General features: G+C 72.2%; 19 protein-coding genes. 12 read left to right on the forward strand and 7 right to left on the reverse strand.

The window, feature by feature from the left end:
- Positions 1–35 precede the first annotated feature (35 nt).
- Positions 36–557: a PaaI family thioesterase gene (locus ACQPXD_RS52395; RefSeq protein ID WP_432832066.1), complete on the reverse strand. Its 522-nt coding sequence runs from the start codon at positions 555–557 to the stop codon at positions 36–38.
- Between the two features lie 65 nt (positions 558–622).
- Here ACQPXD_RS52395 and ACQPXD_RS52400 point away from each other — a divergent pair, with 65 nt between their 5' ends.
- From ACQPXD_RS52400 to ACQPXD_RS52415, 4 genes are all read left to right on the forward strand, one after another.
- The gene (locus ACQPXD_RS52400) at positions 623–1,102 is read left to right on the forward strand and encodes a winged helix-turn-helix transcriptional regulator (protein WP_432832068.1); all 480 of its coding nucleotides are present in this window, start codon (positions 623–625) and stop codon (positions 1,100–1,102) included.
- A 307-nt stretch (positions 1,103–1,409) separates the two neighbouring features.
- Entirely contained in the window at positions 1,410–3,200 is a 1,791-nt protein-coding gene (locus tag ACQPXD_RS52405) for a S8 family serine peptidase (protein ID WP_432832070.1), read from the forward strand.
- Between the two features lie 20 nt (positions 3,201–3,220).
- A complete protein-coding gene (locus tag ACQPXD_RS52410; protein ID WP_432832072.1) occupies positions 3,221–5,722 on the forward strand; it encodes a putative bifunctional diguanylate cyclase/phosphodiesterase in 2,502 nt (833 codons plus the stop codon).
- A gap of 10 nt (positions 5,723–5,732) precedes the next feature.
- Entirely contained in the window at positions 5,733–6,431 is a 699-nt protein-coding gene (locus tag ACQPXD_RS52415) for an NRDE family protein (RefSeq protein WP_432832074.1), read from the forward strand.
- Here ACQPXD_RS52415 and ACQPXD_RS52420 read toward each other — a convergent pair whose 3' ends face one another.
- A complete protein-coding gene (locus ACQPXD_RS52420; protein ID WP_432832076.1) occupies positions 6,432–7,220 on the reverse strand; it encodes an SDR family NAD(P)-dependent oxidoreductase in 789 nt (262 codons plus the stop codon).
- A complete protein-coding gene (locus ACQPXD_RS52425) occupies positions 7,217–7,864 on the reverse strand; it encodes a DUF998 domain-containing protein (protein ID WP_432832078.1) in 648 nt (215 codons plus the stop codon). The genes ACQPXD_RS52420 and ACQPXD_RS52425 overlap by 4 nt, the downstream gene beginning before the upstream one ends.
- Before the next feature lie 143 nt (positions 7,865–8,007).
- Between ACQPXD_RS52425 and ACQPXD_RS52430 the strand changes: the two genes are divergently transcribed.
- Positions 8,008–8,967 carry a LysR family transcriptional regulator gene (locus ACQPXD_RS52430; RefSeq protein WP_432832080.1) on the forward strand — a complete coding sequence of 320 codons (960 nt, stop codon included), beginning with the start codon at positions 8,008–8,010 and terminating at the stop codon, positions 8,965–8,967.
- Positions 8,968–9,075: 108 nt separating this feature from the next.
- Here ACQPXD_RS52430 and ACQPXD_RS52435 read toward each other — a convergent pair whose 3' ends face one another.
- Complete coding sequence (locus ACQPXD_RS52435) at positions 9,076–10,497, reverse strand: carbohydrate-binding protein (RefSeq protein WP_432832082.1); 1,422 nt, start codon at positions 10,495–10,497, stop codon at positions 9,076–9,078.
- Between the two features lie 554 nt (positions 10,498–11,051).
- Here ACQPXD_RS52435 and ACQPXD_RS52440 point away from each other — a divergent pair.
- The 3 genes from ACQPXD_RS52440 to ACQPXD_RS52450 all read left to right on the forward strand — a co-directional run bounded on the left by ACQPXD_RS52440 (position 11,052) and on the right by ACQPXD_RS52450 (position 15,065).
- Entirely contained in the window at positions 11,052–12,266 is a 1,215-nt protein-coding gene (locus ACQPXD_RS52440) for a glycosyltransferase (RefSeq protein WP_432832084.1), read from the forward strand.
- 75 nt (positions 12,267–12,341) lie between these two features.
- Positions 12,342–13,019 carry a Crp/Fnr family transcriptional regulator gene (locus tag ACQPXD_RS52445; protein WP_432832086.1) on the forward strand — a complete coding sequence of 226 codons (678 nt, stop codon included), beginning with the start codon at positions 12,342–12,344 and terminating at the stop codon, positions 13,017–13,019.
- A 1,005-nt stretch (positions 13,020–14,024) separates the two neighbouring features.
- Positions 14,025–15,065: a hypothetical protein gene (locus ACQPXD_RS52450; protein ID WP_432832087.1), complete on the forward strand. Its 1,041-nt coding sequence runs from the start codon at positions 14,025–14,027 to the stop codon at positions 15,063–15,065.
- Positions 15,066–15,529: 464 nt separating this feature from the next.
- On the opposite strand, the gene ACQPXD_RS52455 is transcribed toward ACQPXD_RS52450, so the two are convergent.
- The 3 genes from ACQPXD_RS52455 to ACQPXD_RS52465 form a co-directional block, all read right to left on the reverse strand.
- Positions 15,530–16,258, reverse strand: coding sequence for an enoyl-CoA hydratase/isomerase family protein (locus ACQPXD_RS52455; RefSeq protein WP_432832089.1), 729 nt, complete (start codon positions 16,256–16,258; stop codon positions 15,530–15,532).
- The gene (locus ACQPXD_RS52460; protein WP_432832091.1) at positions 16,252–17,721 is read right to left on the reverse strand and encodes a glutamate--cysteine ligase; all 1,470 of its coding nucleotides are present in this window, start codon (positions 17,719–17,721) and stop codon (positions 16,252–16,254) included. Before ACQPXD_RS52460 ends, ACQPXD_RS52455 begins: the two co-directional genes overlap by 7 nt.
- A gap of 188 nt (positions 17,722–17,909) precedes the next feature.
- A complete protein-coding gene (locus tag ACQPXD_RS52465) occupies positions 17,910–18,122 on the reverse strand; it encodes a hypothetical protein (protein WP_432832093.1) in 213 nt (70 codons plus the stop codon).
- 555 nt (positions 18,123–18,677) lie between these two features.
- On the opposite strand from ACQPXD_RS52465, the gene ACQPXD_RS52470 reads away from it, so the two are divergent.
- The 4 genes from ACQPXD_RS52470 to ACQPXD_RS52485 all read left to right on the forward strand — a co-directional run bounded on the left by ACQPXD_RS52470 (position 18,678) and on the right by ACQPXD_RS52485 (position 22,894).
- Complete coding sequence (locus tag ACQPXD_RS52470; RefSeq protein WP_432832095.1) at positions 18,678–19,697, forward strand: hypothetical protein; 1,020 nt, start codon at positions 18,678–18,680, stop codon at positions 19,695–19,697.
- A 1-nt stretch (position 19,698) separates the two neighbouring features.
- Positions 19,699–20,916: a hypothetical protein gene (locus ACQPXD_RS52475; protein ID WP_432832096.1), complete on the forward strand. Its 1,218-nt coding sequence runs from the start codon at positions 19,699–19,701 to the stop codon at positions 20,914–20,916.
- Positions 20,917–21,067: 151 nt separating this feature from the next.
- Positions 21,068–21,577, forward strand: a complete 510-nt coding sequence (locus tag ACQPXD_RS52480) for a GNAT family N-acetyltransferase (RefSeq protein ID WP_432832098.1) — start codon at positions 21,068–21,070, stop codon at positions 21,575–21,577.
- Between the two features lie 108 nt (positions 21,578–21,685).
- Positions 21,686–22,894, forward strand: a complete 1,209-nt coding sequence (locus tag ACQPXD_RS52485) for a DUF4407 domain-containing protein (protein ID WP_432832100.1) — start codon at positions 21,686–21,688, stop codon at positions 22,892–22,894.
- Positions 22,895–22,933 lie beyond the last annotated feature (39 nt).

Below are 22,933 nucleotides of genomic sequence, written 5' to 3' on the forward strand. Positions count from 1 at the left end.
CACGGTGCGTCCCGAGGCTTCCGGCCCCTTCAACGCTAGCTGTGCGCCGCCTGGGAAAGGTCGAACAGCATGCAGGTCGAGGTGGCGTGCGCCACGAGCGCCCCGCGCCCGTCGGTGATCTGCGCCTGGGCGAGCGCCGTGCGCCGGCCCTTCGAGATGACCGTGCCCTCGCAGGTGAGCACGCCGGAGGCGATCGACGCCGGGCGCAGGAACTTCGTGGTCAGGTCGAGCGTGGTGTACCCGAAGCCGGCCGGCAGGGTCGAGTGCACCGCGCAGCCGGTCGCCGTGTCCAGCAGCGTGGCCAGCACACCGCCGTGGACGCTGCCGAGCGGGTTGTAGTGGAACTCGGCGGGCTCCAGCGTCACGACCACCCGCCCGTCCTCGGCCTCCAGCCGCCCGGCACCCAGCAGGTGCATGATCGGCGGCGCCGGCAGCTCCCCCGCCGAGATCGCCCGCAGCAGCTCCAGCCCGCCGCGCCGCCCGACCTGCGCGGCGTTGACCATCGGATCGGACCACGAGAACGTACGGCTGCGGAGGTCCCCCTCGATCTGCGTCATGCCCCCAGCCTCCCGGCCCCACCTGAATCTGTCAACAAGACCCAGCTCGGAGCTAGCCTGACTGCATGAGACCTAAAGCACTCGACTGGTCGGTTGACAACTGCACCATCGGCCGAGCCATGGCGATCCTCGGCGAACGCTGGACCATCGTCGTGCTGCGCGAGGTCTTCAACGGCATCTTCCGCTTCGACGACATGCGCGAGCGCACCGGCATCCCGCGCCAGGTGCTCACCAACCGCCTCGCCCTGCTGGTCGACAACGGCGTGCTGCGCCGCGTGCCGTACCGCGAGCCGGGCTCCCGGGCCCGCGACGAGTACCGCCTCACCGAGAAGGGCTTCGACCTGTACCCGCTGCTGGTCGCCGTCCGCGAGTGGGGCGACCGCTACCTGGCCGACCCCGGCGGGCCGCCCCTGGTCACCGTCCACCGCGACTGCGGCGCCGACGTCCACGCCACCCTGGTCTGCGAGGCCGGCCACCACGAGATCACCCCGCGCGACGTCATCCCCCAGCCCGGCCCGGGCGCCCGCCGCCGCGTCCCGGCATAAAACCGAGAAAAATATGGACTCGGGCCGCGTCACTTACAGACCGTTGCTCCCGCCAGACACCGGTCGGGCCTTGCGGCCCTCCCTGCCAGCCCCGCCGTGCCAAGAGCAACCACGATAAGTCGGGCGCTCCGCGCCACGACTTATCGGACATATCATCATTTATCGTGATCGGACGGAGCTGAGCCATTCCGTCCGTGCAACACGTCACGCGGCGTGAGCGAAGTATGGCCGTCCTGTTGACAACGCGCGGCTACCGGCTGCCCAACCATGGATCACGGCGAGTCGTCGACCCGTGGAAGGGGCCCGCATGCCGAGGAAGTACCGCAGCGCACTGCGCGTCGTCGCCGTGGCGGTCCTCGCGATCGCCGGCGGGGCGGCGACGCCGGGCGGGCCGGCGGTTGCGGCCACCCCGCCGGCGCCGGCCGGCGGCGGCCTGACCCGGGTCATCGTCGCCTACGACGACCCCGACGCGGCCGGCCGCGCGGTGACCCGGGCCGGCGGCACGGTCGGCCGGCCGTTGTCCATCGTGGACAGCTTCGCGGCCGAGGTGCCGGCCGACCGCCTCGGCCAGGTCGAGGCCGCCCCCGGCGTGCGCGGTGTGACCGTGGACGGCAGGGTGGCGCTGGACTCGGCGGCCTGGCGGGCGGACGGCGACGCCAACTCGATGTTCAGCGTCGTGCGGGCCACCGGCGCGCTCGACGTGTGGAAGAAGGCCGACGCCGGCGGGCGCCTGCTCGGCGGCAACGGCGTCGGCGTGGCCCTGATCGACTCCGGGATCTCGCCGGTGACCGGGCTCAACGACCAGACCCGGATCATCAACGGGCCGGACCTGTCGTTCGAGTCGCAGGCGCCCAACCTGCGCTACGTCGACACGTTCGGGCACGGCACCCACATGGCGGGCCTGATCGCCGGGCGGGACCCGGGCACCAACCTGGCCACCGTGAGCGACCCGACGAACTTCACCGGCATGGCCCCCAACGCCACGCTGATCAGCGTCAAGGTCGCCGCCGCGGACGGGGCGACCGACGTGTCGCAGGTCATCGCCGGCATCGACTGGGTGGTCGCGCACCGCAACGACCCCGGGCTCAACATCAAGGTGCTGAACCTGTCCTTCGGTACGGACTCCACGCAGGACGAACGCCTCGACCCGCTCTCCCACGCCGTCGAGTCGGCCTGGAAGAAGGGCATCACGGTCGTGGTGTCGGGGGGCAACGACGGTACCGCCCGGGGCACCCTGTCGATGCCCGCGGCCAACCCCTACGTGATCGCGGTCGGCGCCGCCGACTCCAACGGCACCGACACGCGCTCCGACGACGTCGTCGCGGAGTTCAGCAGCCGCGGCAGCGCGACCCGCTCGGTCGACCTGACCGCGCCCGGGCGCTCGATCGTCGGCCTGCGCGACCCCGGCTCGTACGTCGACGTGAACTACCCGACCGGCCTGGTCCCCGGCGACGCCTCGAAGCGCTACTTCCGCGGCAGCGGCAGCTCCCAGGCCGCCGCCATCACCTCCGGCGCGGCCGCCCTGCTGCTGCAGCAGCGCCCGGCGCTCACCCCGGACCAGGTCAAGAAGCTGCTCACGAGCACGGCCGACGCCATGTCCGGCACCGCCGCCCTGGGCCGCGGCGCGGGCGAGCTGAACGTCAAGCGGGCCACCGAGGCGCCGACCCCCTCCGCCGCCGCGGCCGCCCAGACCTGGCCGGCGTCGAGCGGTACCGGCACGCTCGAGGGCTCCCGGGGCAGCGCCCACGTGGCCGACCCGGTCAGCGGCGCGATGCTGACCGGCGAGCAGGACATCATGGGCCGGGCCTGGAACGGTACCGCCTGGGCCAAGGCGGCCACCGCCGGCTCGACCTGGACCCTCGGCGCCTGGAACGGCGCGGCCTGGGCCGGCATCGCGTTCACCTACGGCCCGTCGGGGCGCAGCTGGGCCACGGCCTACTGGGCCGGGACCGACTGGGACGGCCGCGCCTGGAACGGGCGGGCGTGGAGCGGCGCCACGTGGGACGGCCGCACATGGAGCGGCCGAACTTGGTCAGGAAACACCTGGAGCGGCCGAACTTGGAGTGGAAGCTACTGGTCCGCCTCCATCTGGCAATGACGAACCCCCTGGCAATGGTGATGAAGAGAGCACGTGGGTGGAGCCGCCCCGACGCCCGGGTCGCGACGCTGAGCCTCTGGCTGGGCCTCGCGACCGTCGCGGCGCACACGCTGCGCATCCGCAACGCCGGGCTGCCCGCCCACCCCGACCCGGTGCCGCTGGCGATCCTGCTGGTGGCGTTCGCCCTGACCGAGGGCTTCGCGGTGCACGTGCGGGTGCGCCGCGGCGGCCACGCGATGAGCCTCAGCGAGATCCCGATGGTGCTCGGGCTGCTCGCGGTCGACCCGACGCTGCTGCTGTGCGTGCGGCTCATCGGCGGCGCCGTCGGCCTCGCCTGGCTGCGCGGGCAGCGCGGCGTCAAGCTCGGGTTCAACGTCGCGCTGCTGGGCGTGCAGACCACCGCCTCGACCATGCTGCTGCGCGCCCTGTCCGGGCCGCAGCACCCAAGTTCGCCGCTGGAGTGCGGGCCGCTGGAGTGGCTGTACGTCCTGATCGTCATGCTGATCTCCGACGTCATCGCGGCCGTCCTCGTCACCGCCGTCATCGCCCTGCACGACGACCCCGGCGAGTGGCACCGGCTGCCCGGCGCGCTGCGGGGCCTGCCGCTCGTGGCGGTCACCACCAGCATCGGGCTGATCAGCGCGCTGGCCATCGACCGGGACCAGCGGGCCATCGCGCTGCTGGCGATCGTCTCCGCGGTCACCTACCACGCCTACCGGGCCTACGTCCGGCAGAGCCAGGGCCACCAGCAGGTCGAGGAGCTCTACGCCTTCACCCGCGCCCTGGACGGGCCGCTGGACACCGGCGGCGTGGCCCGGATCGTGCTGGAGCAGGCCCGCGACCAGCTACGCGCCGAGCGGGCCGAGCTGATCGTCCCCGGGCCGGGCGGCACCTGCCACCGGCTGAGCATGCACGGCCGGCACCGGCTGGACATCGGCACCGAACCGGCGCCGCCGGAACACGAGTGGTGGCGGCCGGCCCGGTCGGGCACGCCGGTGCTGCTGGCCAAGGGCCACCGGATCGGCGCCCCGGTCGAGGACGGCATCGCCGTACCGGTGCCGCTCAGCGACGGCGTCACCGGCGTGCTGCTGGTCGCCGACAGCCTGCCCGACATCCCGACCTTCGGCGAGCAGCACGTGCGGCTGTTCCAGGCGCTGGCCAACCACGCCAGCGTGTCGCTGGCCAAGGCCCGGCTGCTCGACGAGCTGCGCCGGGAGGTCGCGCAGAAGGAGCACCTGGCCCTGTACGACCCGCTGACCGAGCTGCCGAACCGCCAGCGCTTCCAGGCGCTCACCGACGAGCTGCGCGCCGCCGGCACCCCGCTCGCCGTGCTGCTCATCGACCTGGACCGGTTCAAGGACGTCAACGACGCGCTCGGCCACGACGTCGGCGACCAGCTGCTGCGCCAGGTCGGCGAGCGGCTCCAGGAGCGCCTGGGCGGGCGGGGCACGGTGGCCCGGTTCGGCGGGGACGAGTTCGCCGTACTGCTGCCGGACATCCGCACCCGGGAGGTCGCCGTCGCGATCGGCGACGACCTGAGCGCGGCGATGGAGCAGCCGATCCCGATCGGGCACCTGCGGCTCAACGCCCGGGCCAGCATCGGCGTCGCCCTCGCGCCCGAGCACGGCGACGACGCCAAGACCCTGATCCAGCGGGCCGACGTGGCGATGTACGTGGCCAAGGACACCCGCACCGGCATGCGCGTCTACACCGCCGACGACGACCGCAACAGCCCGCGCCGCCTGGCCATGGCCGCCGACCTGCGCGAGGCCATCCAGCGCCGCGACCTCATGGTGGTGTTCCAGCCCAAGCTGGAGACCGCCACCGGCGTGGTCGTCGGCGCCGAGGCGCTGGCCCGCTGGCACCACCCGCTGCACGGCTTCGTGCCGCCGGACGAGTTCATCCCGCTGGCCGAGCACTCCGGGCTGATCCGCCCGCTGACGCTGCACGTGCTCGAGGTGTCGCTGCGCCGGTGCGCGGGCTGGCGGCGCATGGGCCACGACATGCACGTGGCGGTCAACCTGTCGCCGAGCAGCCTGCAGGAGTCAGACCTGCCCGACATCGTGGCCCGCCTGCTCGGCCAGGCCGGCGTCCCGGCCAGCGCGCTGACCCTGGAGATCACCGAGAGCAGCATCATGGCGGACCCGACCGGCGCCACGGTCATCCTGGACCGGCTGCACGCCCTCGGGGTCAAGCTCGCCATCGACGACTTCGGCACCGGGTACTCCTCGCTGGGCCGCCTGCGCGAGCTGCCCATCCACGAGATGAAGATCGACCGCTCCTTCGTGCAGCGCATCGCCGTCGACCACCGCGACCGGGCGGTGGTCCGCTCGGCCGTCCAGCTCGGCCACGCGCTCGACCTCATGGTCGTCGCCGAGGGCGTCGAGGACGAGCAGACCCTGCTCCACCTGCGCCGCGAGGGGTGCAACCTGGTCCAGGGGTACCACATCTCCAAACCGCTCCCGGCGGACGATTTCGCGGAATGGCTGACCGCCCGGATCCCGCAACTGGGCGGGGCATAACGTTCGCTGCATGTGCACCGTGCTCCTCCGGTTCGACCCCGACGCCACCTGGCCCGTGCTGCTCGCCGCGGTCCGGGACGAGTACCTGGCCCGCCCCTGGGAGCCGCCCGCCGAGCACTGGCCGGGCCGGTTCGGCGGCCGGGACCTCACCGCCGGCGGCACCTGGCTGGCCGTGGACCCGGCCCGGCCCGGCGTCACCGCCCTGCTCAACGGCTATCCGCCGCTGCCGCCGGCCGGGGACCGCCCGACCCGGGGGTCGCTGCCGCTGTCGCCGTTCCCGCCGGACGACGACGTGCTCCGCACGTTCGACGCCTTCCACCTGGTCCGCGCCGAGCCGACCGAGATCTCGCTGACCTCCTGGGACGGCGTGGCGGTCACGCACCGGCTGCTGGCGCCCGGCGACCACGTGATCGTCAACCAGGGCCCGGACGTCAACGACTTCGCCCCGCTGCGGGCCGCGAAGACCCCCGACCCGCAGCCGGGCCTGCCGCCCGAGGAGGCGTGGGGCGACTGGATCGCCATGCTGTCCGGCGGCGACTTCACCGGCGCCGCCGTCCGCCCGCTGCTCGTCCGCCGCGAGGTCGACGGCCTGCTGTACGGCTCCGGCTCGGCGACCCTGGTCGCGATCGGCGAGCCCGGCGTCCGCTACGACTTCACCGCCAACCCCGGCCCCGACGCGCTGTGGCGGGAGATCCCGCTGCCGGGGTGACTAGAGGCCGACCGCGGCCAGCGACGACTCCCACAGCCGCGCCGCCCGCCCCGGGTCGGTCGAGCGCCGTGTGGCCGGCAACAGGGTGCGCAGGAAGTAGTAGCCGCCCGGCACCAGCTGCGCGGCCGGCGCGTCGGCGAGCCACTGCAGCGTGTCGGCGGCCCGGTCCGGGGAGCTGAACAGCACCGGCACGAGCTTGCCCAGCGTGAACAGCGGGCTGCTGGCCGCGAACCGGCTGCGCACCAGCCCGGGGAAGAACGCGGTGGGCAGGATGCCCAGCGGCCCCCAGCGCCGCGCCGCCTCGGCCGTGAACAGCAGGTTCGCCTGCTTCGAGGAGGCGTAGGCGAGCCAGCGCGCCCGGTGCCACGCCGACGGGCGTAGCGGCGCGTCCGCGTCGAGCACGCCCCACGACTCGGCCAGCGACGCGGTGGTCACGATCCGGGCCCGCCCGGCGACCAGCCGGTCCAGCAGGAGATGCGCGAGCAGGAACCCGGCCAGGTGGTTGACGACCAGGGCGCGCGGCCCCCGGTGCAGCCCGCCGGCGTTGTTGGCCAGCACGTCGATCCGCTCGCAGGCGCCGGCCACCGCGGCCGCCGCCGCCCGGACCTGGCCGAGGTCGGCGAAGTCGGCCCGGATGGTGGTCGAGCCCGGGATCGCCGCGCCCGCCGCGGCGAGCCGGCGCTCGTCGCGCCCGAGCAGCACCAGCCGGTCCCCGGCGGCCGCGAACCGGCGGGCGGCGGCCAGCCCGATCCCGGCGCTGGCCCCGGTGACGACGACGGTGCGGTTCACGCCCGGCGCCCCGCGTGCCGGGCCGCGGTTCGCACGTCGGCCTCGGGGACGACGGCCGCGCCGCGCCGCGCGTGGCGGGCCGCGGTCAGCACCAGCCAGGCCGACACGCCGACCAGCGCGGCGCGCTCGAGGACCCCGGTGAACAGCGAGCGGCCGACGAAGAGGATCCCGAACGCGGAGAGGACCAGCGGCGGGTAGGCGATCGCCGCGCCGACCCACCCGGTCCGGCGCAGCAGCCGGTCGGCGGGCAGCAGCGAGTACAGCAGGATCGCCAGCCCGCACAGCAGCAGGGCGCCGATCGCCCCGCCGGCGTGCACGAGGTCGCGGGCGGCCGGAGCCTCGTAGGGCGGCAGCGGGCACCCCGGGCTGCAGTGCACCGCCGCCGAGACGAACGCCAGCGGCGCGGCGAGCGCGAGCGACCCGCCGATCAGCGCGCAGGCCCGCCGGGCCGGCACCGCCAGCAGCCCGAGCGACACGGCCAGCAGCACCATGCTCGCCCGATACAGCCCGGCGTGCGGCGCGCCGGGCACGCCCGACTCCGACACGTAGGTCCACGGCGCCGAGCCGGCCACGGCGATGCCGGCGCCGATGGCGCCGAGCGCCCCGGCGATCGCGGACCCGGCGGCGGCCCAGCGGGTGATCACCCGATCCAGCCTACTGACGCCCGGGGTCCATAGCCCCGGCTGATGGCCGGCGGGCGCACACGGATCAAGGATTTTACATAAAACGGCACGTCTCGATGTCTCAGCCTCTTCTACGCAGGCCCGAACCGCCCTACCGTCACTATATGGATCTGGAGCTGCGGCATCTGCGGGTCGTATGCGCGATCGCGGACGCCGGCAGTGTGACCAAGGCGGCCTCGGTCCTCGGGCTCGCCCAACCCGCCCTCACCGCGCAGCTGCAGCGCATCGAGCGGGCGCTCGGCGGGGCGCTGTTCGAGCGGGACCGCCGCGGCGCCCGCGCGACGCCGCTGGGCGAGCTGGTGCTGTCCCGGGCCCGGGTGCTGCTGCCGGCGGTGAAGGGGCTGCAGGACGAGGCCACCCGGCTGGCCAGCGCGGCCGGGCGCACCGGGCGGTACCGCATCGGAGCGGTGAACGGCCCGATCCTCGGCGGCCTGGTGCACCGGCTCACGACGAACCATTCGGCCGCGCAGATCAGCACCCACGCGTCGTGGTCGTCGGCGGAGCTGGGAGACCTGGTGCTGGCCGGCAAGCTCGACTTCGTGCTGGTCGGCGCGTGCGGGGACGCCCCACCGGCCACCGACACCGGTCTGGCCTGGCGGGTGGTCGCGACCGACCCGGTGTTCCTGCTGCTGCCGGAGAACCACGAGCTGGCCGGCCGGGACGAGGTCGACCTGGCCGAGCTCGCCGACGCGCAGTGGGTGGCCGCGCCCGGCGACGGCTGCTTCTCCGCCTGCCACGCGGCGGCCTGCGCGCGGGCCGGGTTCACCCCGAAGGTGCTGTTCGAGACCGAGGTCCGCGGCGCGATCGACCTCATCGAGTCCGGCGCCGTCGGGCTGTGCCAGGCCACCCTGCGCCCGATGGCCGGGCTGGTCACCGTGCCGATCGCCGGGGCGCCGCTGCACTGGCGGCAGATGCTCGGCTGGCTGCCCGACGGGCCGGCGGCCGACCTGGCCGGGCAGGTGTGGGCGTATGCGATCGAGTCCTACGCCGACGCGGTGCGCCGCAACGAGCGCTACTCCGCCTGGCTGGGCCGCCACCCCGACCGGAGGGGGCTGGCGCTGTAGGGCGCCAGCCCCCGTTCGTTACGTCAGCCGGCTCGTAGCGTCAGCCGGCTCGTAGCGTCAGCCGGCTTGTTACGTCAGCCGGCTCGTAGCGTCGGCCGGCTCGTGCCGTCAGCCGGTGAAGCTGGCCGTGATCTGGGTGAACTGCCAGTTGTTCTGCGCGATGCCGCTGCAGTTGGACACCACGCCGCCGCCGGCGCACGGCCGGTCGCGGTTGACCGACCAGAACGCGAGCCGGGCCAGGTGGTTGGACTGGGCGTAGTCGCGGATCTGCTGCCAGTACGCGACCGACGTCAGCTCCTGCTGGTCGGACAGGCCGTTCATGCCGGAGATGCCCATGTGCGAATACGCGGTGGCGTCGTTCCAGCCGAACGACGACTTCAGCATCGTCTTGAGCCCCTCGGAGGCGCTCACGGTGCTGTTGTACATGTTCGCGCCGCCGCCGAAGTCGAACGGCATGATGGTGAAGATGTCGATCCCGGCGCCGGTCGACGCGGCGCGGCTGATGAGCTGCTGCGCGTAGTAGCCCGGACCGGTGGTGGCCGTGCCGAAGGTGACGATGACCTTCAGGTTCGGGTTGTTCTGCTTGACGATCTTGAGCGCGTCGACGATCCGGTTGCGCACGGTGTCATTCTCGAACTCGTCGGTGTTCTCGATGTCGATGTCGATCGCCTTCAGGCCGTACGCGTTGATCACGGTCTGGTAGGCGCCGGCCAGCGCCTGCGGCGTGGAGCAGTTCGGGCCGAGCTTGTTGCCGCTCCAGCCGCCGAAGGACGGAATGACGTCGCCGCCGCCCGCCCGCACCTGGCTGATCACGGTGGAGTCCACGCCGCCGGTGAGCGGCCGGCTGCCGTCCCACGCCGGCGAGCAGCCGCCGCCGGAGAGCACGAACGCGAGCGTGAACCACTTGATGCCGGTCGCCGACTGCACCGTCTGCGGGTTCGGCGGGTCGCCCCACTGGTAGAGGTACGGCGCCGCGGCGAACCCGGCGGCCGGCGGCGGGTTGGTGCCGCCCGTCGTGGTGGCGGTGACGCTGTTCGACGCCCCGGACTCACCCTGGGCGTTGTAGGCCTTCACCGTGTACGTGTGCGTCGAGCCGGCCGAGAGGCCGGAGACGCTGGCGCTGGTCGAGGTGACCGTGGCCCGCACTGTCGAGCCCTCGTAGACCCGGTAGCCGGTGACGGTGCCGCTGGAGGCGTTCCAGGCCAGCGTGAAGCTCGTGTTGGTGGTCGCGGTGACGTGCAGGTTGGACGGCGCGCCCGGCACGCCGGGCGGGGGCGGGGTGGTGGTGCCGCCGCCACCTCCGGTGCACGCGCCGAGGTCCTGCCACAGCGCGGGCGTGGTGGACGGGGTCCAGCCGGCGCCGGGGTAGGCGGTGTGCGTCTGCAGGGCCTGGTACGTGTGACCCTGGTAGGTGACCTGCTGGCCGACGGTGTAGGTGTTGCCTTCGGCCCAGGCCGGGGCGGTGCAGGCGGCCTGGATGGCGTTGCTGCCGGCTTGTGCCACCGCGGGCACGACAACCAGCGTCGTCACGATGGTCAGTGCCGCGCCCGCTATCAGGGCAATTTTCCGGGGTCGGGATCTCATGGGACTCCTCACCATCGATGTATCGATGGTGAGGGAGGTTATCAGTTAACAGTATTAAATGTAAGAGTCACCAACCTTAGCCGCACCTGTAGCCGCCTCCCCGCGCCCGCTCGCGGCACCAAGGACCCCCGATAAGCCGGGCGCTCCGCGCCACGACTTATCGGATTTTTCGCCTGACGGGGCATATGTCGGATTCAGCAACCAGAAGTCTCCGCGATCACGCGACTCCCACTGCCGCGCGGTCGGGTTTCCCATGATCACGGAGTCTTTTGGTACCCATGTGTACATATTTCTTCCGGGATCATGAAGAACGCGTGGAGCGGGTGGCGACTTCGGCATGATCGCGGAGAGTTCCGGCGCCGCAGGGCCCGAAGATCGAGGACGGCGCGCCGCGGGGTCGCCGAACGCGGCCAACCGGCACAAACGCGCCCGGCGGGACTCACAGGTGCGGCACAGCTTCGGCGCAAGGTACCGGAAGGTCAAAACTCGACCGTTGCACCATGAGCACTGAGACGCTTCCTCGCGCCGACGGCGCCGGCGACCGCAGCGGCGCCGTTCTCGACGTCGTGATTCCGGTGTACAACGAGGAGGCCGACCTCGGGCCCTGCGTTCGCCGGTTACACGCGCACCTGAGCGAGAGCTTCCCGTACCCCTTTCGGATCACGATCGCCGATAACGCCAGCACCGACGCGACACCCGCGGTGGCGACGGCGCTCGCGGTCGAACTGCCCGGGGTCGAGGTGCTGCGGCTGCCCGAGAAGGGCCGCGGCCGGGCGCTGAAGCGGGCGTGGACGGCGTCGGACGCGCCGGTCCTGGCGTACATGGACGTCGATCTCAGCACCGATCTCAACGCGCTGTTGCCGCTGGTGGCGCCGCTGCTGACCGGGCACTCGGACGTCTCCATCGGCACCCGGCTGGCGCGCGGCTCGCGCGTGGTGCGGGGCCCGAAGCGCGAGTTCATCTCGCGCAGTTACAACCGCCTCCTGCGTACCGCCCTCAGCGCCCACTTCACCGACGCCCAGTGCGGCTTCAAGGCGATCCGCCGCGAGGTGGCCGAGCAGCTGCTGCCCATGGTAGAGGACACCGGCTGGTTCTTCGACACCGAACTGCTCGTGCTCGCCCAGCGCGCCGGCCTGCGCATCCACGAGGTGCCGGTCGACTGGATCGACGACCCCGACAGCCGGGTCGACATCGTGGCCACCGCCGTGACCGACCTGAAGGGCATCGCCCGCCTCGGCCGCGCGCTGCTCACCGGGAAGCTGCCGCTGGCCGCGCTGCGCAGCCGGTTCGGCCGGGCGCCCCTGGTGGCCGGGGTGCCCGCCGGCCTGCTGCCGCAGCTGGTGCGCTTCGGCGGGATCGGTGTCTTCTCGACGATCGCCTTCCTGATGTTGTACGCCATGTTGCGCCCCTTCGGCGGTCCCCAGACGGCGAACTTCATCGCCCTGCTGACCACGGCGATCGCCAACACCGCGCTCAACCGCCGGCTCACGTTCGCCATCCGCGGCCGCGACGGTGCGCTGCGCCACCAGGCGCAGGGTTTGCTGCTCTTCGGTCTGGGCCTCGGCCTCAACGCCGCCGCCCTGGCCGCGCTGAACGCCGCCGCCCCGCAGCACGGCCATCCGGCCGAATTGGCGGTACTCCTGGCCGCCAACGCCGTCACCACCCTCCTCCGGTTCGTCCTGATGCGCGCCTGGGTCTTCCGCCGCGCCGACTGATCCGGCGGGTTTGCGAGGGTTCCCGCGCCGGGCGGTCGTGTAAGAATGAGGGTCGCCGGCGTAAAGGACGGTCGCATGGATGAAGCGCTCGCCCGCAGTGGCCTCCTGCAGGGCGTCGAGCCCGAGGCCGCCGAAGAGCTGGCCGGCAACTTCGAGCAGGTCGAGATTCGCCGCGGCGAAGTGCTCTTCACCGAGGACGAGCCGGGCGACAGCCTCTACATCGTCCTCTCGGGCAAAATCAAGCTCGGCCGTCGCTCCCTGGACGGCCGGCAGAACCTCCTGGCCATCATGGGCCCCGGCGACATGGTCGGCGAGCTGGCACTGTTCGACCCCGGCCCGCGCACGGCCACGGCCACCGCGGTCGTCGACTCCCGCGTCGCCCGCCTGGCCAAGCCATCCTTACGCCCCTGGCTGACCCGCCGCCCGGAGATCTCCGAGCAGCTGCTCCGCGTCCTGGCCCGCCGCCTCCGCCGCACCAACGACGCCCTGGCCGACCTCATCTTCACCGACGTACCAGGCCGCGTGGCCAAGAAGCTCCTCCAACTGGCCGGCCCCTTCGGCACCCGCGACGGCGGCGTGCTCCGCGTCACCCACGACCTGACCCAGGAGGAACTGGCCCAACTCGTCGGCGCCTCCCGCGAGACGGTAAACAAGGCCTTGGCCGACTTCAGCTCTCGCGGCTGGATCCGGCTGGACGGCAAGAGCGTCATCATCGCCGACCCGGAGCGCCTCGCCCGCCGCGCCCGCGCCTGACCCCTTCACCACCCGTCCCACCGCACGCTCCCGTCGCACCACCGCCCAGCCCCGCCCAGCCCCGCCCCGCCCAGCCCCGTGCCGCACCCCCAGCGCCGCCGCACTATCCCGCCGCACCCCGCACCGCCCAGCGCCGCCACACTGTGCCGCCACACCGCCCCGAGCCACGGCGCCGCACCACCCCAGCGCGGCCTAACCGCCCCGAGCCACGGCGCCGCAGCACCCAGCGCCGCTACGCCTCCACCACCGCACGTTCGCGCCCCACCGCCCAGCGCTGCCACACCGTCCCGCCGCACCCGCACCACCCCGCCCCACCGCCCAGCGCTGCCACATCGTCGTGCCGCACCGCCCCGTGGCACGGCGCCGCGCCGCCCAGCGCCGCTGCGCCCCCACCACCACACGCTCGCGCCGCACCACCGCGCCGCCCGTCCCATCCCACCGCAGGCTGCGTCGCACCGCAGGGCTGCGTCGCACCGCAGGGCTGCGTCGCACCGCAGGGCCGCGTCGCACCGCAGGGCCGCGTCGCACCGCAGGGCCGCGTCGCACCGCAGTCCGCAGGGTGGGCCCAGCCGCCGACCGGGCAGGGTGACCTGGCCGGGCGAGCTGTCGATCGGCTTGATTCCAGCGGGCCTCGGGCCCCGCTGCGCCGGAACTCTCCGCGATCATGCCGAAGTCGCCACCCGCACACGCGTTTTCCATGATCGCGGAAGAAATATGTACACATAGGTACCAAAAGTCTCCACGATCATGGAAAACCCGGCCGCGCAGCGGTGGGAGTCGCATGATCGCGGAGACTTCTGGTTGCTGAATCCGACAAATGCCCCGTCAGGCGAAAAATCCGATAAGTCGTGGCGCGGAGCGCCCGACTTATCGGGGGTCCTTGGCGGCGCGGGCGCGGCAGGGAGGTTGAAAGCGGGTTGTCGCCGACAAAAAGTGCAAGTCTGACACGCCGGGTTCGTCCGTACGATACCGTTCAAAACGGTGAAAGCGGGATTTCTTCATGAAGTGCGCGACGGCGTCACGCCGCGCGCCGGTGCGCTGGTCCTCGCGGTCCTCGCCCTGCAGCTGGCGTTCATCGCCAGCTACATCGGGGCCTTCCACGAGCCGACCCCGCACCGGATTCCCCTGGCCGTCGCGGCGCCGCCCGAGGCGCTCGACGACCTGGTCGGCAAGCTCAACCGGCTGCCCGGCGAGCCGCTGGCCGCGCGGCCCGCGTTCAGCGCGGACGCGGCCCGGCGCATGATCGAGCAGCGCGAGGTGTACGGCGCGTTCGTCGTCTCCAACGCCGACGCGACCGACCGGCTGATCATCGCCAGCGCCGCCGGGGCCGGCATCGGCACCGCGCTGACGGAGATCATCACGCCGATGGAGGACGCGCAGGAGCGTGCGCTCACCATCGAGGACGTCAAGCCGGCGCCGCTCGGTGACGCGCGCGGGCTGTCCGGGTTCTACCTGGCGCTGGGCTGGGTCGTCGGCGGGTACCTGGTCGCCATCGCGCTCAGCGCCAGCAAGGGTTCCCGCCCGGCCAATCCGCACCGGGCCCTGATCCGGCTGCTGTCCTTGGCGGCGTACGCCGCGCTCTCCGGCGTCGGCGGCGCACTGGTCGCCGGCTCGATCTTCGGCGCCCTGGACGGGCACCTCGGGCAACTATGGTGGTTCGGGGCGCTGCTGGTGTTCGCCTCAGGCTGTTTCACCATGGCGCTTCAGGCAGCATTCGGTTTCGTGGGTACCGGCCTGACCGTGCTGCTCTTCGTAGTGCTGGGCAACCCGAGCGCCGGCGGCGCGTACCCGGCGCCGCTGCTCCCCCCGTTCTGGCGCGCCATCGGTCCGTGGCTGCCACCGGGCCTGGGCACCGAGGCGATCCGCGGCATCGTGTACTTCGACGGCGCCGGCGTCCAGCGGGCCGCCATCGTCCTCGCCGGGTATGCGCTGTTCGGCCTCGCCGGCACGCTCATGGTGGCCCAGATCGCCCAGCCCCGGCAGGTCATCATCCCGCCCAGCCAGAGCCTGGTCCCGGTCGCCTCGAACACCGCCGCGGTCCGCTGACCCGAGCCAGGGCGCCTCACCCACGGCCGGACCGCACGCCCGCACGACCATCGCCGCGGTCCGCTCGCAGCGCACCGCCGGCCCTCGACCGCGCTCCGCGCGGCTCCGGGCAGGCACGACCGGGCGACCTCACCCGGGCCGGAGCTCCTTCGCCTCAAGGTCCCGCCCGAACGGCCGGTCGGGCATCGCCGTGGCCCGCCGGCCCCGGCCAGGGCCCCTCCCCCACGTCCGTCCCTACTACCGCCCCGCCGACGCGGGCGCCGTGTCGCCGCGTCGCCGTGTCGCCGTGTCGCCGTGTCGCCGGCGGCAGCCTTCGTCCACGGCCGGCCGCACAAACCCGGTCGGACCACCACCGCCGCTGTCTGCACAACCGGACATATACGAAATATCCGATAAGTCGCGGCGCGGGGCGCCCGACTTATCGGATCTCAACGCGACGGGGCCAAACCGAGCTGCCCAAAGACCTAGCCCGACCAGCCGAAGTTGGGCAAGCGGCGGGCCCGGAACGCGGCCACGCCTTCCGCCATTTCGGCCTCGTCCGGCGCGGGCGGCTCCAGGTCGGCCAGGACCGCCTTCGCCGCGCGGATCGTCAGCTGCGACCGGGCGGCGATCGTGGTGGCGGTGTGCAGGACCGAAGCGGCCAGCTCCGCGGCGGGGACCACCGCGTCGATGAGGCCGAACCGCTCCGCCGTCGCCGCGTCGATCAGGTCGCCGGTGAAGAGCAGCAGTTTTGCCCGGGCCGGGCCGACGAGGGCGGCCAGGCGGTGCGTGGTCGAGGTCGGGTAGACCACGCCCAGCTTCGCCGGTGGCACGCCGAACCGGCTGTCCGAAGCGGCGATCCGCAGGTCGCACGCCACCGCCAGCTGGCAGCCGCCGCCGACGCAGAAGCCGTCGACGCGGGCGATGGTGGGCTTGGGAAACGCGGCCAGGGCGTCCTCGGCCTCCACCGCGAGGGCGGCGTCGACCGCACGGGCCGCGTCGGCGGTCTCGGCCAGGTCGGCGCCGGCGCAGAAGGTGCCGCCGTCGCCGGCCAGGATCAGCACGCGGACGGCCGGGTCCGCGGCCAGGCCCTTGAGCAGGTCGGGCAGGGCGCGCCACATCGCCGCGGTCATCGCGTTGCGCTTGGTGGGGTTGGTGATGACGATCGTGGCGATCGGCCCGTCGACAGCGAGGACGAGCTCGCCGCTCACCATTCGTGCACGGGAACGTTCGAGTGCATCCTCGGAAGATACTCCGCCAGCAACTTGCGCATCGTGTCGTCCCGGTCGACCGGGCCGGCGCCCTCGATCGCGTGCACGGCCTCGACCTGCCAGGTGGCGCCGTTGCGCTGGGCCAGGCAGCGCTGCTCGATGATGCCGAGCAGCCGGTCGCGGTGCTGCGGGTCGACGCCCCACGCGTCGAGGCCCTCGTAGGCCAGCGGCAGCAGCCGGCGCAGCACGAGCTCGGTGACCGGCACCGAGCCGAGGCCGGGCCAGAAGAGGTCCGCCTCGATGCCCCGCCGGGCGGCGGCGTGGAAGTTCTCCTCGGCGGCGCCGAAGGACATCTGCGTCCACACCGGACGGTCCTGGCGGGCGAGGCGGTGCACCAGGCCGAAGTAGAAGGCCGCGTTGGCCATGCTGTCCACGACGGTCGGCCCGGCGGGCAGCACGCGGTTCTCCACCCGCAGATGCGGCCGGCCGTCGACGACGTCGTAGATCGGGCGGTTCCACCGGTAGACGGTGCCGTTGTGCAGCTTCAGCTCGGCCAGCTCCGGCGTGCCGCCGCCGGCCAGGGTCGCGATCGGGTCCTCGTCCTCGACGATGGGCAGCAGCGCCGGGAAGTACCGGACGTTCTCCTCGAACAGGTCGAAGATCGAGGTGATCCAGCGCTCCCCGAACCAGACCCGGGGCCGCACGCCCTGGCTCTTGAGCTCCTCGGCGCGCGTGTCGGTGGCCTGCTCGAACAGCGGGATCCGGGTCTCGCGCCACAGCTCCCGGCCGAACAGGAAGGCCGCGTTGGCCCCCACCGCCACCTGCGCCGCGGCGATGGCCTGGGCGGCGTTCCAGTAGGCGGCGAAGCGCTGCGGCGTCACCTGCAGGTGGAACTGCACGCTCGTGCACGCCGCCTCCGGCGCGATCGAGTCGCACCGCACGTGCAGCCGCTCCACGCCGTCGATCGAGATGAGCAGGTCCTCGCCGCGGGCCGCGAAGATCTGCTCGTTCAGCAGGGAGTACCGCGGGTTGGCCGACAACACGTCCGGCGTCAGCTGGTCGCGCCGCAGGGTCGGCAGGATGCCGATCATGGCCAGCCGGGTGTCCACCTGCGCGGCGTGCTTCTCGGCCGCGTTGAGGCTGTCCCGCACCTGCGACTCGAACCCGGCGAACCCGTCGCCGGCCAGCGACCGCGGCGGCACGTTGATCTCGATGTTGAACTGTCCCAGCTCGGTCACGAACGCCGGATCGCTCAGCGCGTCGAGCACCCGCTGGTTGCGCAGCGCGGGGTCGTACCGGGCGTCGACGAGGTTCAGCTCGATCTCCATCCCGCTCATGCCCTGGGCCGCCTCGAAGCTCGAGCCGGCGAGCATCCGCGCGAACGCGTCGAGGCACCGGCGCACCTTGTCGCGGTACCGCATCCGGTCTTCCCGGCTGAACACGTGCGACTCGACGTCCTTGCCCATGGGATGCCACCTCCGCCGGGGACGAGCCGTGCCCTTTGGCATACCACGCGTGGAGCGGTTTTACTCCTGTCCGTCACCCGGCGGTCATCTGCCGTAAAGTCCGGCGAAGTATTGCCAAAGCCCCGGGGACCCGGGCGGCCGGCTCCGATGGCGGCCGCCCGAAAGTTCAGTGAAATTTCGCCGGAGTGTTAGTGCCCGTGCTGGGCCGAGGCCATCACAATGGCCACGACCACGGCCAGGACGGTGAGTCCGAACAGCAGTGCGGTGCGCGCGGCGGCCATGTCCGCCACCATCTTCGCCGCGAACGCCGCGGCCTCCTTGCCCGCCTGGTCGGCGGCCGAACGAAGGCCCATGAGCAGCAGGAGCGTGGCGACCGCGAGCACGACGACGACGATCAGCACCGGAATCCCCCTCGGTTTCCGGTGCCGCCCGTCGCCGTGGCCCGCGGTCCAATTGCAACTCGGCGATTGTTTACTCCGCGCTTGCGGAGCGTTAGGTTGTGCATGAGCCATCCCTCCTCACGGGGAGCGGTTCAGGCGGTGGCTCGTGGCGCTCGGTTCTCTTGGCCGGGAGCGGGCGTCACGTGCTCCGTCCAGAAGTTGACTCGAACTTCGGCTCTTCGGCGAAACTTCACCTCCCTCAAGTACACGGTAAACATGGGTGGGGGGTCACACAAGACGCGCCGGTTACTCATGTATGCTCACCTGCGCCATCCGAAACGGCGCGGATACGTGCTGGCGTCGCCGTGACTGGCAGCCATATACTCTTCAGTTGACTGAGCCGTATGTCGCTGAAGTTTCGGTGGGACAAGGTGGAGTGCAGTGCAGCCAGGGGAGGCACAGCAAAGCCGCGCGCTCGCGCGGTATCTTCGTGACCTCCGCAAACGGCACTGGCCCGAACTTCAGGTAACCCAGAAGCAACTTGGCGAAGCTCTGGGTGGCGAGAAGCCGCTCAGCGTGTCGGTGATCTCCAGCTGGGAGAACGTCAACACCCCCACCGTCCCGCCGGAGCACCGGCTCGCCGGATACGCCCGGTTCTTCGCCTCGCGCCGGTCGGTCGGCAGCGACCCGGCGCGGCTGCTGGAGGACGACGAGCTCACCGACGAGGAGCGCGACACCGAGCACGCGATCAACGTCGAGCTGAGCCGGCTGCGCAACCCCGAGCACCGCGCCGCGGCGCCCGAGGCGATGGGGCAGCCGCCCAGCCCGCTGCGGGTGCTCAGCTCGGGCGGCGAGATCGAGCTCGGCCCGGGCGACTCCATCGGCGGCGGCACGTGGTATTTCGGCCCCGACGCCAAGCGCATCGTCATCGTCTGCGCCCGCCTGCCCGAGGAGCTGCGGGACAACATGCCGTATGCGCACAAGAGCAACCCCGACTACGTGCGCGCCTACACCTATGCCGACGTCGACTCGTTGATCGAGCTCTTCGGCCACGTCCGGGCCGTCAACCCGCTCGCCGACGTGCGCATCCGCAGCTACGACCGGCTCAACGCCGATGACTACCACAGCCACCTCGTGCTGCTGGGCGGCGTCGACTTCAACCCGGTGACCCGCGACCTCGTCAAGCAGCTCAACCTGCGCGTGCGGCAGAAGGCCCGGGTCGGACCGGGTGAGATCGGCGGGTTCGAGGCGGACGGGCTGGAGTATGAGCCGGCCGTCGAGAAGGACCCGGAGAGCGGGCAGCAGACCCTCCACGAAGATGTCGCCTACTTCTTTCGTGGACCCAGCCCCATGAACATCAAGCGGACCGTCACACTGTGCAATGGGATGTTTAGCCGTGGTACGTACGGGGCAGTCCGCGCGCTGACAGACCGGAACTTCCGCAATCGCAATGAGGAGTACATCGCGAAGCGGTTCGGCACCGCCGAGAGCTTCAGCGTCCTGTTCCGCGTCACCGTCTTCGCGGGAGAGACCTTGACCCCCGACTGGACTGTCGCACGCAACCGGCTCCACGAGTGGTCGAGCGCGGGTGAATAGCGTGCCCAGGTCCAGGCGCGGTCAGCGTCTGTCGCACAGCGACTTGCTGCTCCGCCCCGACACGCCCGGCCGCGGGGACCGGAAGCTCGACGCGATCATCGTGCCGAGTGCGCGGCCGGCCTCGTCGCTGGAGCACGCCGCGGGGCTCGCCGAGGAGCTCAACGTGCCGCTGATGGTGCTGGCGAGCCGCAAGGCCCGGGGGGCGGAGATCGTCCAGAAGATCGAGGACTGGGGCATCGTCGCCGACGTGATCGTCATCGACATGCCGGCCCGGCCGATCCAGCAGCTGCCGGCGCTGGAGACGACGGCGGACATGTTCGTCGACACGCCGTTCCGGCGCAAGACCGACGTCAGCGCGAAGCGCAACCTCGGCCTCCTGCTCGCCCGGGCGATCGGCTGGCGGCAGGTCATGTTCCTCGACGACGACATCACCATCCCGGACGCCCTCGACCTGCGCCGGGCGGCCGAGCTGCTCGACGGGCACGCGGCCGTCGGCCTGGAGATCAAGGGCATGCTCGACAACTCGGTGGTGTGCCACGCCCGCCGGGATCTCGGCGACAACCAGGGCACCTTCGTCGGCGGCGGGGCGCTGGTCGTCCCGACGGCCCGCGACGACGGGGCGTTCTTCCCCAACATCTACAACGAGGACTGGTTCTTCCTGCTCGACCACACCGGCATCCGGCCGGTCACCCGCACCGGGCAGGCGCAGCAGCTGTGGTACGACCCGTATGTCGACCCGGACCGGGCCCGGGGCGAGGAGCTCGGCGACACCCTGGCCGAGGGCGTCTTCGCCGCGGTCAGCGAAGACGGCAAGATCGACGCCGCGATGGACGACGGCTACTGGGTCGGCTTTCTCGAGGTCCGCCGGGGCCTGATCGGCGACCTGCTGCGCCGGGCCGAGGCCCGCCCGGCGAGCCAGCGACGCTCGCACATGGTCGAGGCGCTCAAGGCGGCCCGGGGCCGCTCGTTCCTCATCGAGCCGGTGGCCTGCAAGCGGTTCCTGCGCGCCTGGGATCGCGACCTGCGGGCCTGGCAGGATGCTTTCGGCGACGTCCGGCCCGATTTCGGAATCCACGGCGCGGTCAGCCACTTCGGGCTCCGCCAGTCAGCCACGATCCGGCTCAACCGGACGGGCCCCGCGCCCAAGGAACCTCGCCTCCGCCAGGCACGCAAGCGGCTGGAGGACCAGGAGAGGCGGCTCGCGGTTACCAGGCGGTAGCGGGCGCGCCTTATGATTGACCCCTTCCGATCAGCCTGAGGCAACGGCGCCGACTGGCAACCGATAGCGGTTGAGGGTGGGGTCCGGCGTTGAGCGATGCAAGAGTCGACACGACGACATCGGCAGCTCGCGTCCGGAGCATGACGGCGCCATGACCGGCGACGCCGGGGCCGTGACCGTGCGGCCGGCGCGCGCCGACGACCTTCCCGGGCTGCAAGCCGCGCTCGGCCAGGACTACTACTTCGAGCACCGGCTCAACCAGCAGCCCGCGCTGGGCATCCTCCTGGTGGCCGTCAAGGCCGGGACGGTGGTCGGCGGCGCGTTCCTGCGCCTGCGGCCCCAGGAGCCGGAGCTGCTGGAGCGGGCCCCCGACGTGCCGGTGCTCACGCACCTCGAGGTCGCCGCCGAGCACCAGGGCAACGGCGTGGGCAGCCTGCTCGTGCAGGCGGCCGAGGCCGAGGCCCGCGCGCACGGCCGGCGGCGCATCCTGCTCGGCGTCCGCACGGGCGACGAGCACCTCCTGGCCATCTACGAAAAGCGCGGTTACCACGACTGGGGCTACGGCCTGATCAACGCCGTCCTGGAGGAACACGACGCCAACGGCGAACGAACGGTTGGTTTCGAGCTGTGCCACATCATGATCAAGGCGCTCGAGGACTGAACCCGCCGGCCGATGTTGCACGTGGAACATCGCTCGTGATCAATGGGCGGAGGAGCGCGTTCCGGGAAATGCCGAAAAATACGATTTATCCTCGCGTACTGTCGGCGTATGGCCAAGGGAACCGCGCGCGATGTGCTGCTCAAGGTCGCCAACGTCAACCCGGCCAGCGTGCGGACCCACACCGATCGGGCGCTCTACGGGTCCATCGGGATCTTCATTCTGTTGTACGGCGTGTACGCGGTCGTCGGCGCGGCGAGCTTCGTCGACGCCTCGACCAACTACCGGCACCCCTGGTGGCAGTGGCTCGTCGGGCCGCCGGTCGCGGCCGCCGTCATCGCCTATGACCGGGCCGTGGTCGGCCGGGTCGCGGTGAACTACGAGCGCCTGGACTCCGCCGACCCGCACCACCTGCTGCGCCGCCGCACGGTCGGCCTCTACGCCGGGCGGCTGCTGCTCGCGCTGCTGTTCGCCGTGGTCATCACCGAGCCGCTGATGCTGGCCCGGTACAAGGGCGAGATCGACGCGTACCTCGGCACGGTGCACAACCGGCAGCTGTCCCAGCTGGAGCAGAGCGGGGCGATCGCCACCTTCCAGCGCCAGGTCGACGCCCTGCGCGCCCAGGACGACGCCGACGACCGGGCCGTGGCCGGCCTGCACGACCGCGCCGCGGACAAGCGCAAGGAGTCGACGGCGATCTACGACCAGGCGCTGGCCGACTCGCGCGCGAACGGCGTCACCCAGCGGGCCGGCTGCCCGCCCGGCGGGTACTGCGACACCCTGGTCCAGCAGTCCCGCTCGCTGATGGACGAGGCGACCCGGCTGGACGGCGAGGCCGCCGCGCTGCGCACCGCGCAGGAGCCGGGCCGGCAGTCCCGGGCCGCGCAGGCCACGGCGCTGCAGCAGCAGATCGCCGCGCAGCGCACCGCGAACCGCGCGTCGGTGGAGGCCGGCGCCGGCTTCGGGGCCCGCACGACCGCGATGTGGCACCTGATCACCAGCGACTTCTGGGGATTCGGCTTCTTCTACCTCGGCATCGCCGCGCTGCTGGTCTGCCTGGACTGCGCGGCCGTCGGGCTGAAGCTGGTCTCGCACGGCAACGCCTACGAGCGCGCCGAGGCGCGCGAGGCGCGCCGCCAGGAACTGTCCGAGACCAAGCGGCACGAGCAGGAGCTGCTGGTGGCGCGGTCGGCGCGGGAGATCGCCGGCGACGGGCTCGACACGGTCGTCGGCGAGCGGCGGCTCATGGACGCGGCGGTGGCCCAGGCGACCGAGCGGCTCCTGGCGGAGCTGGAGGACCAGTCCCGACTGGTCCGTTAGGACAGAAGTTTCCCCATTGCTTGCTATTGGGCGGTACCC

The sequence above is a fragment of the Dactylosporangium sp. CA-092794 genome, from assembly GCF_050948465.1.
Classification (GTDB): Bacteria; Actinomycetota; Actinomycetes; order Mycobacteriales; family Micromonosporaceae; genus Dactylosporangium.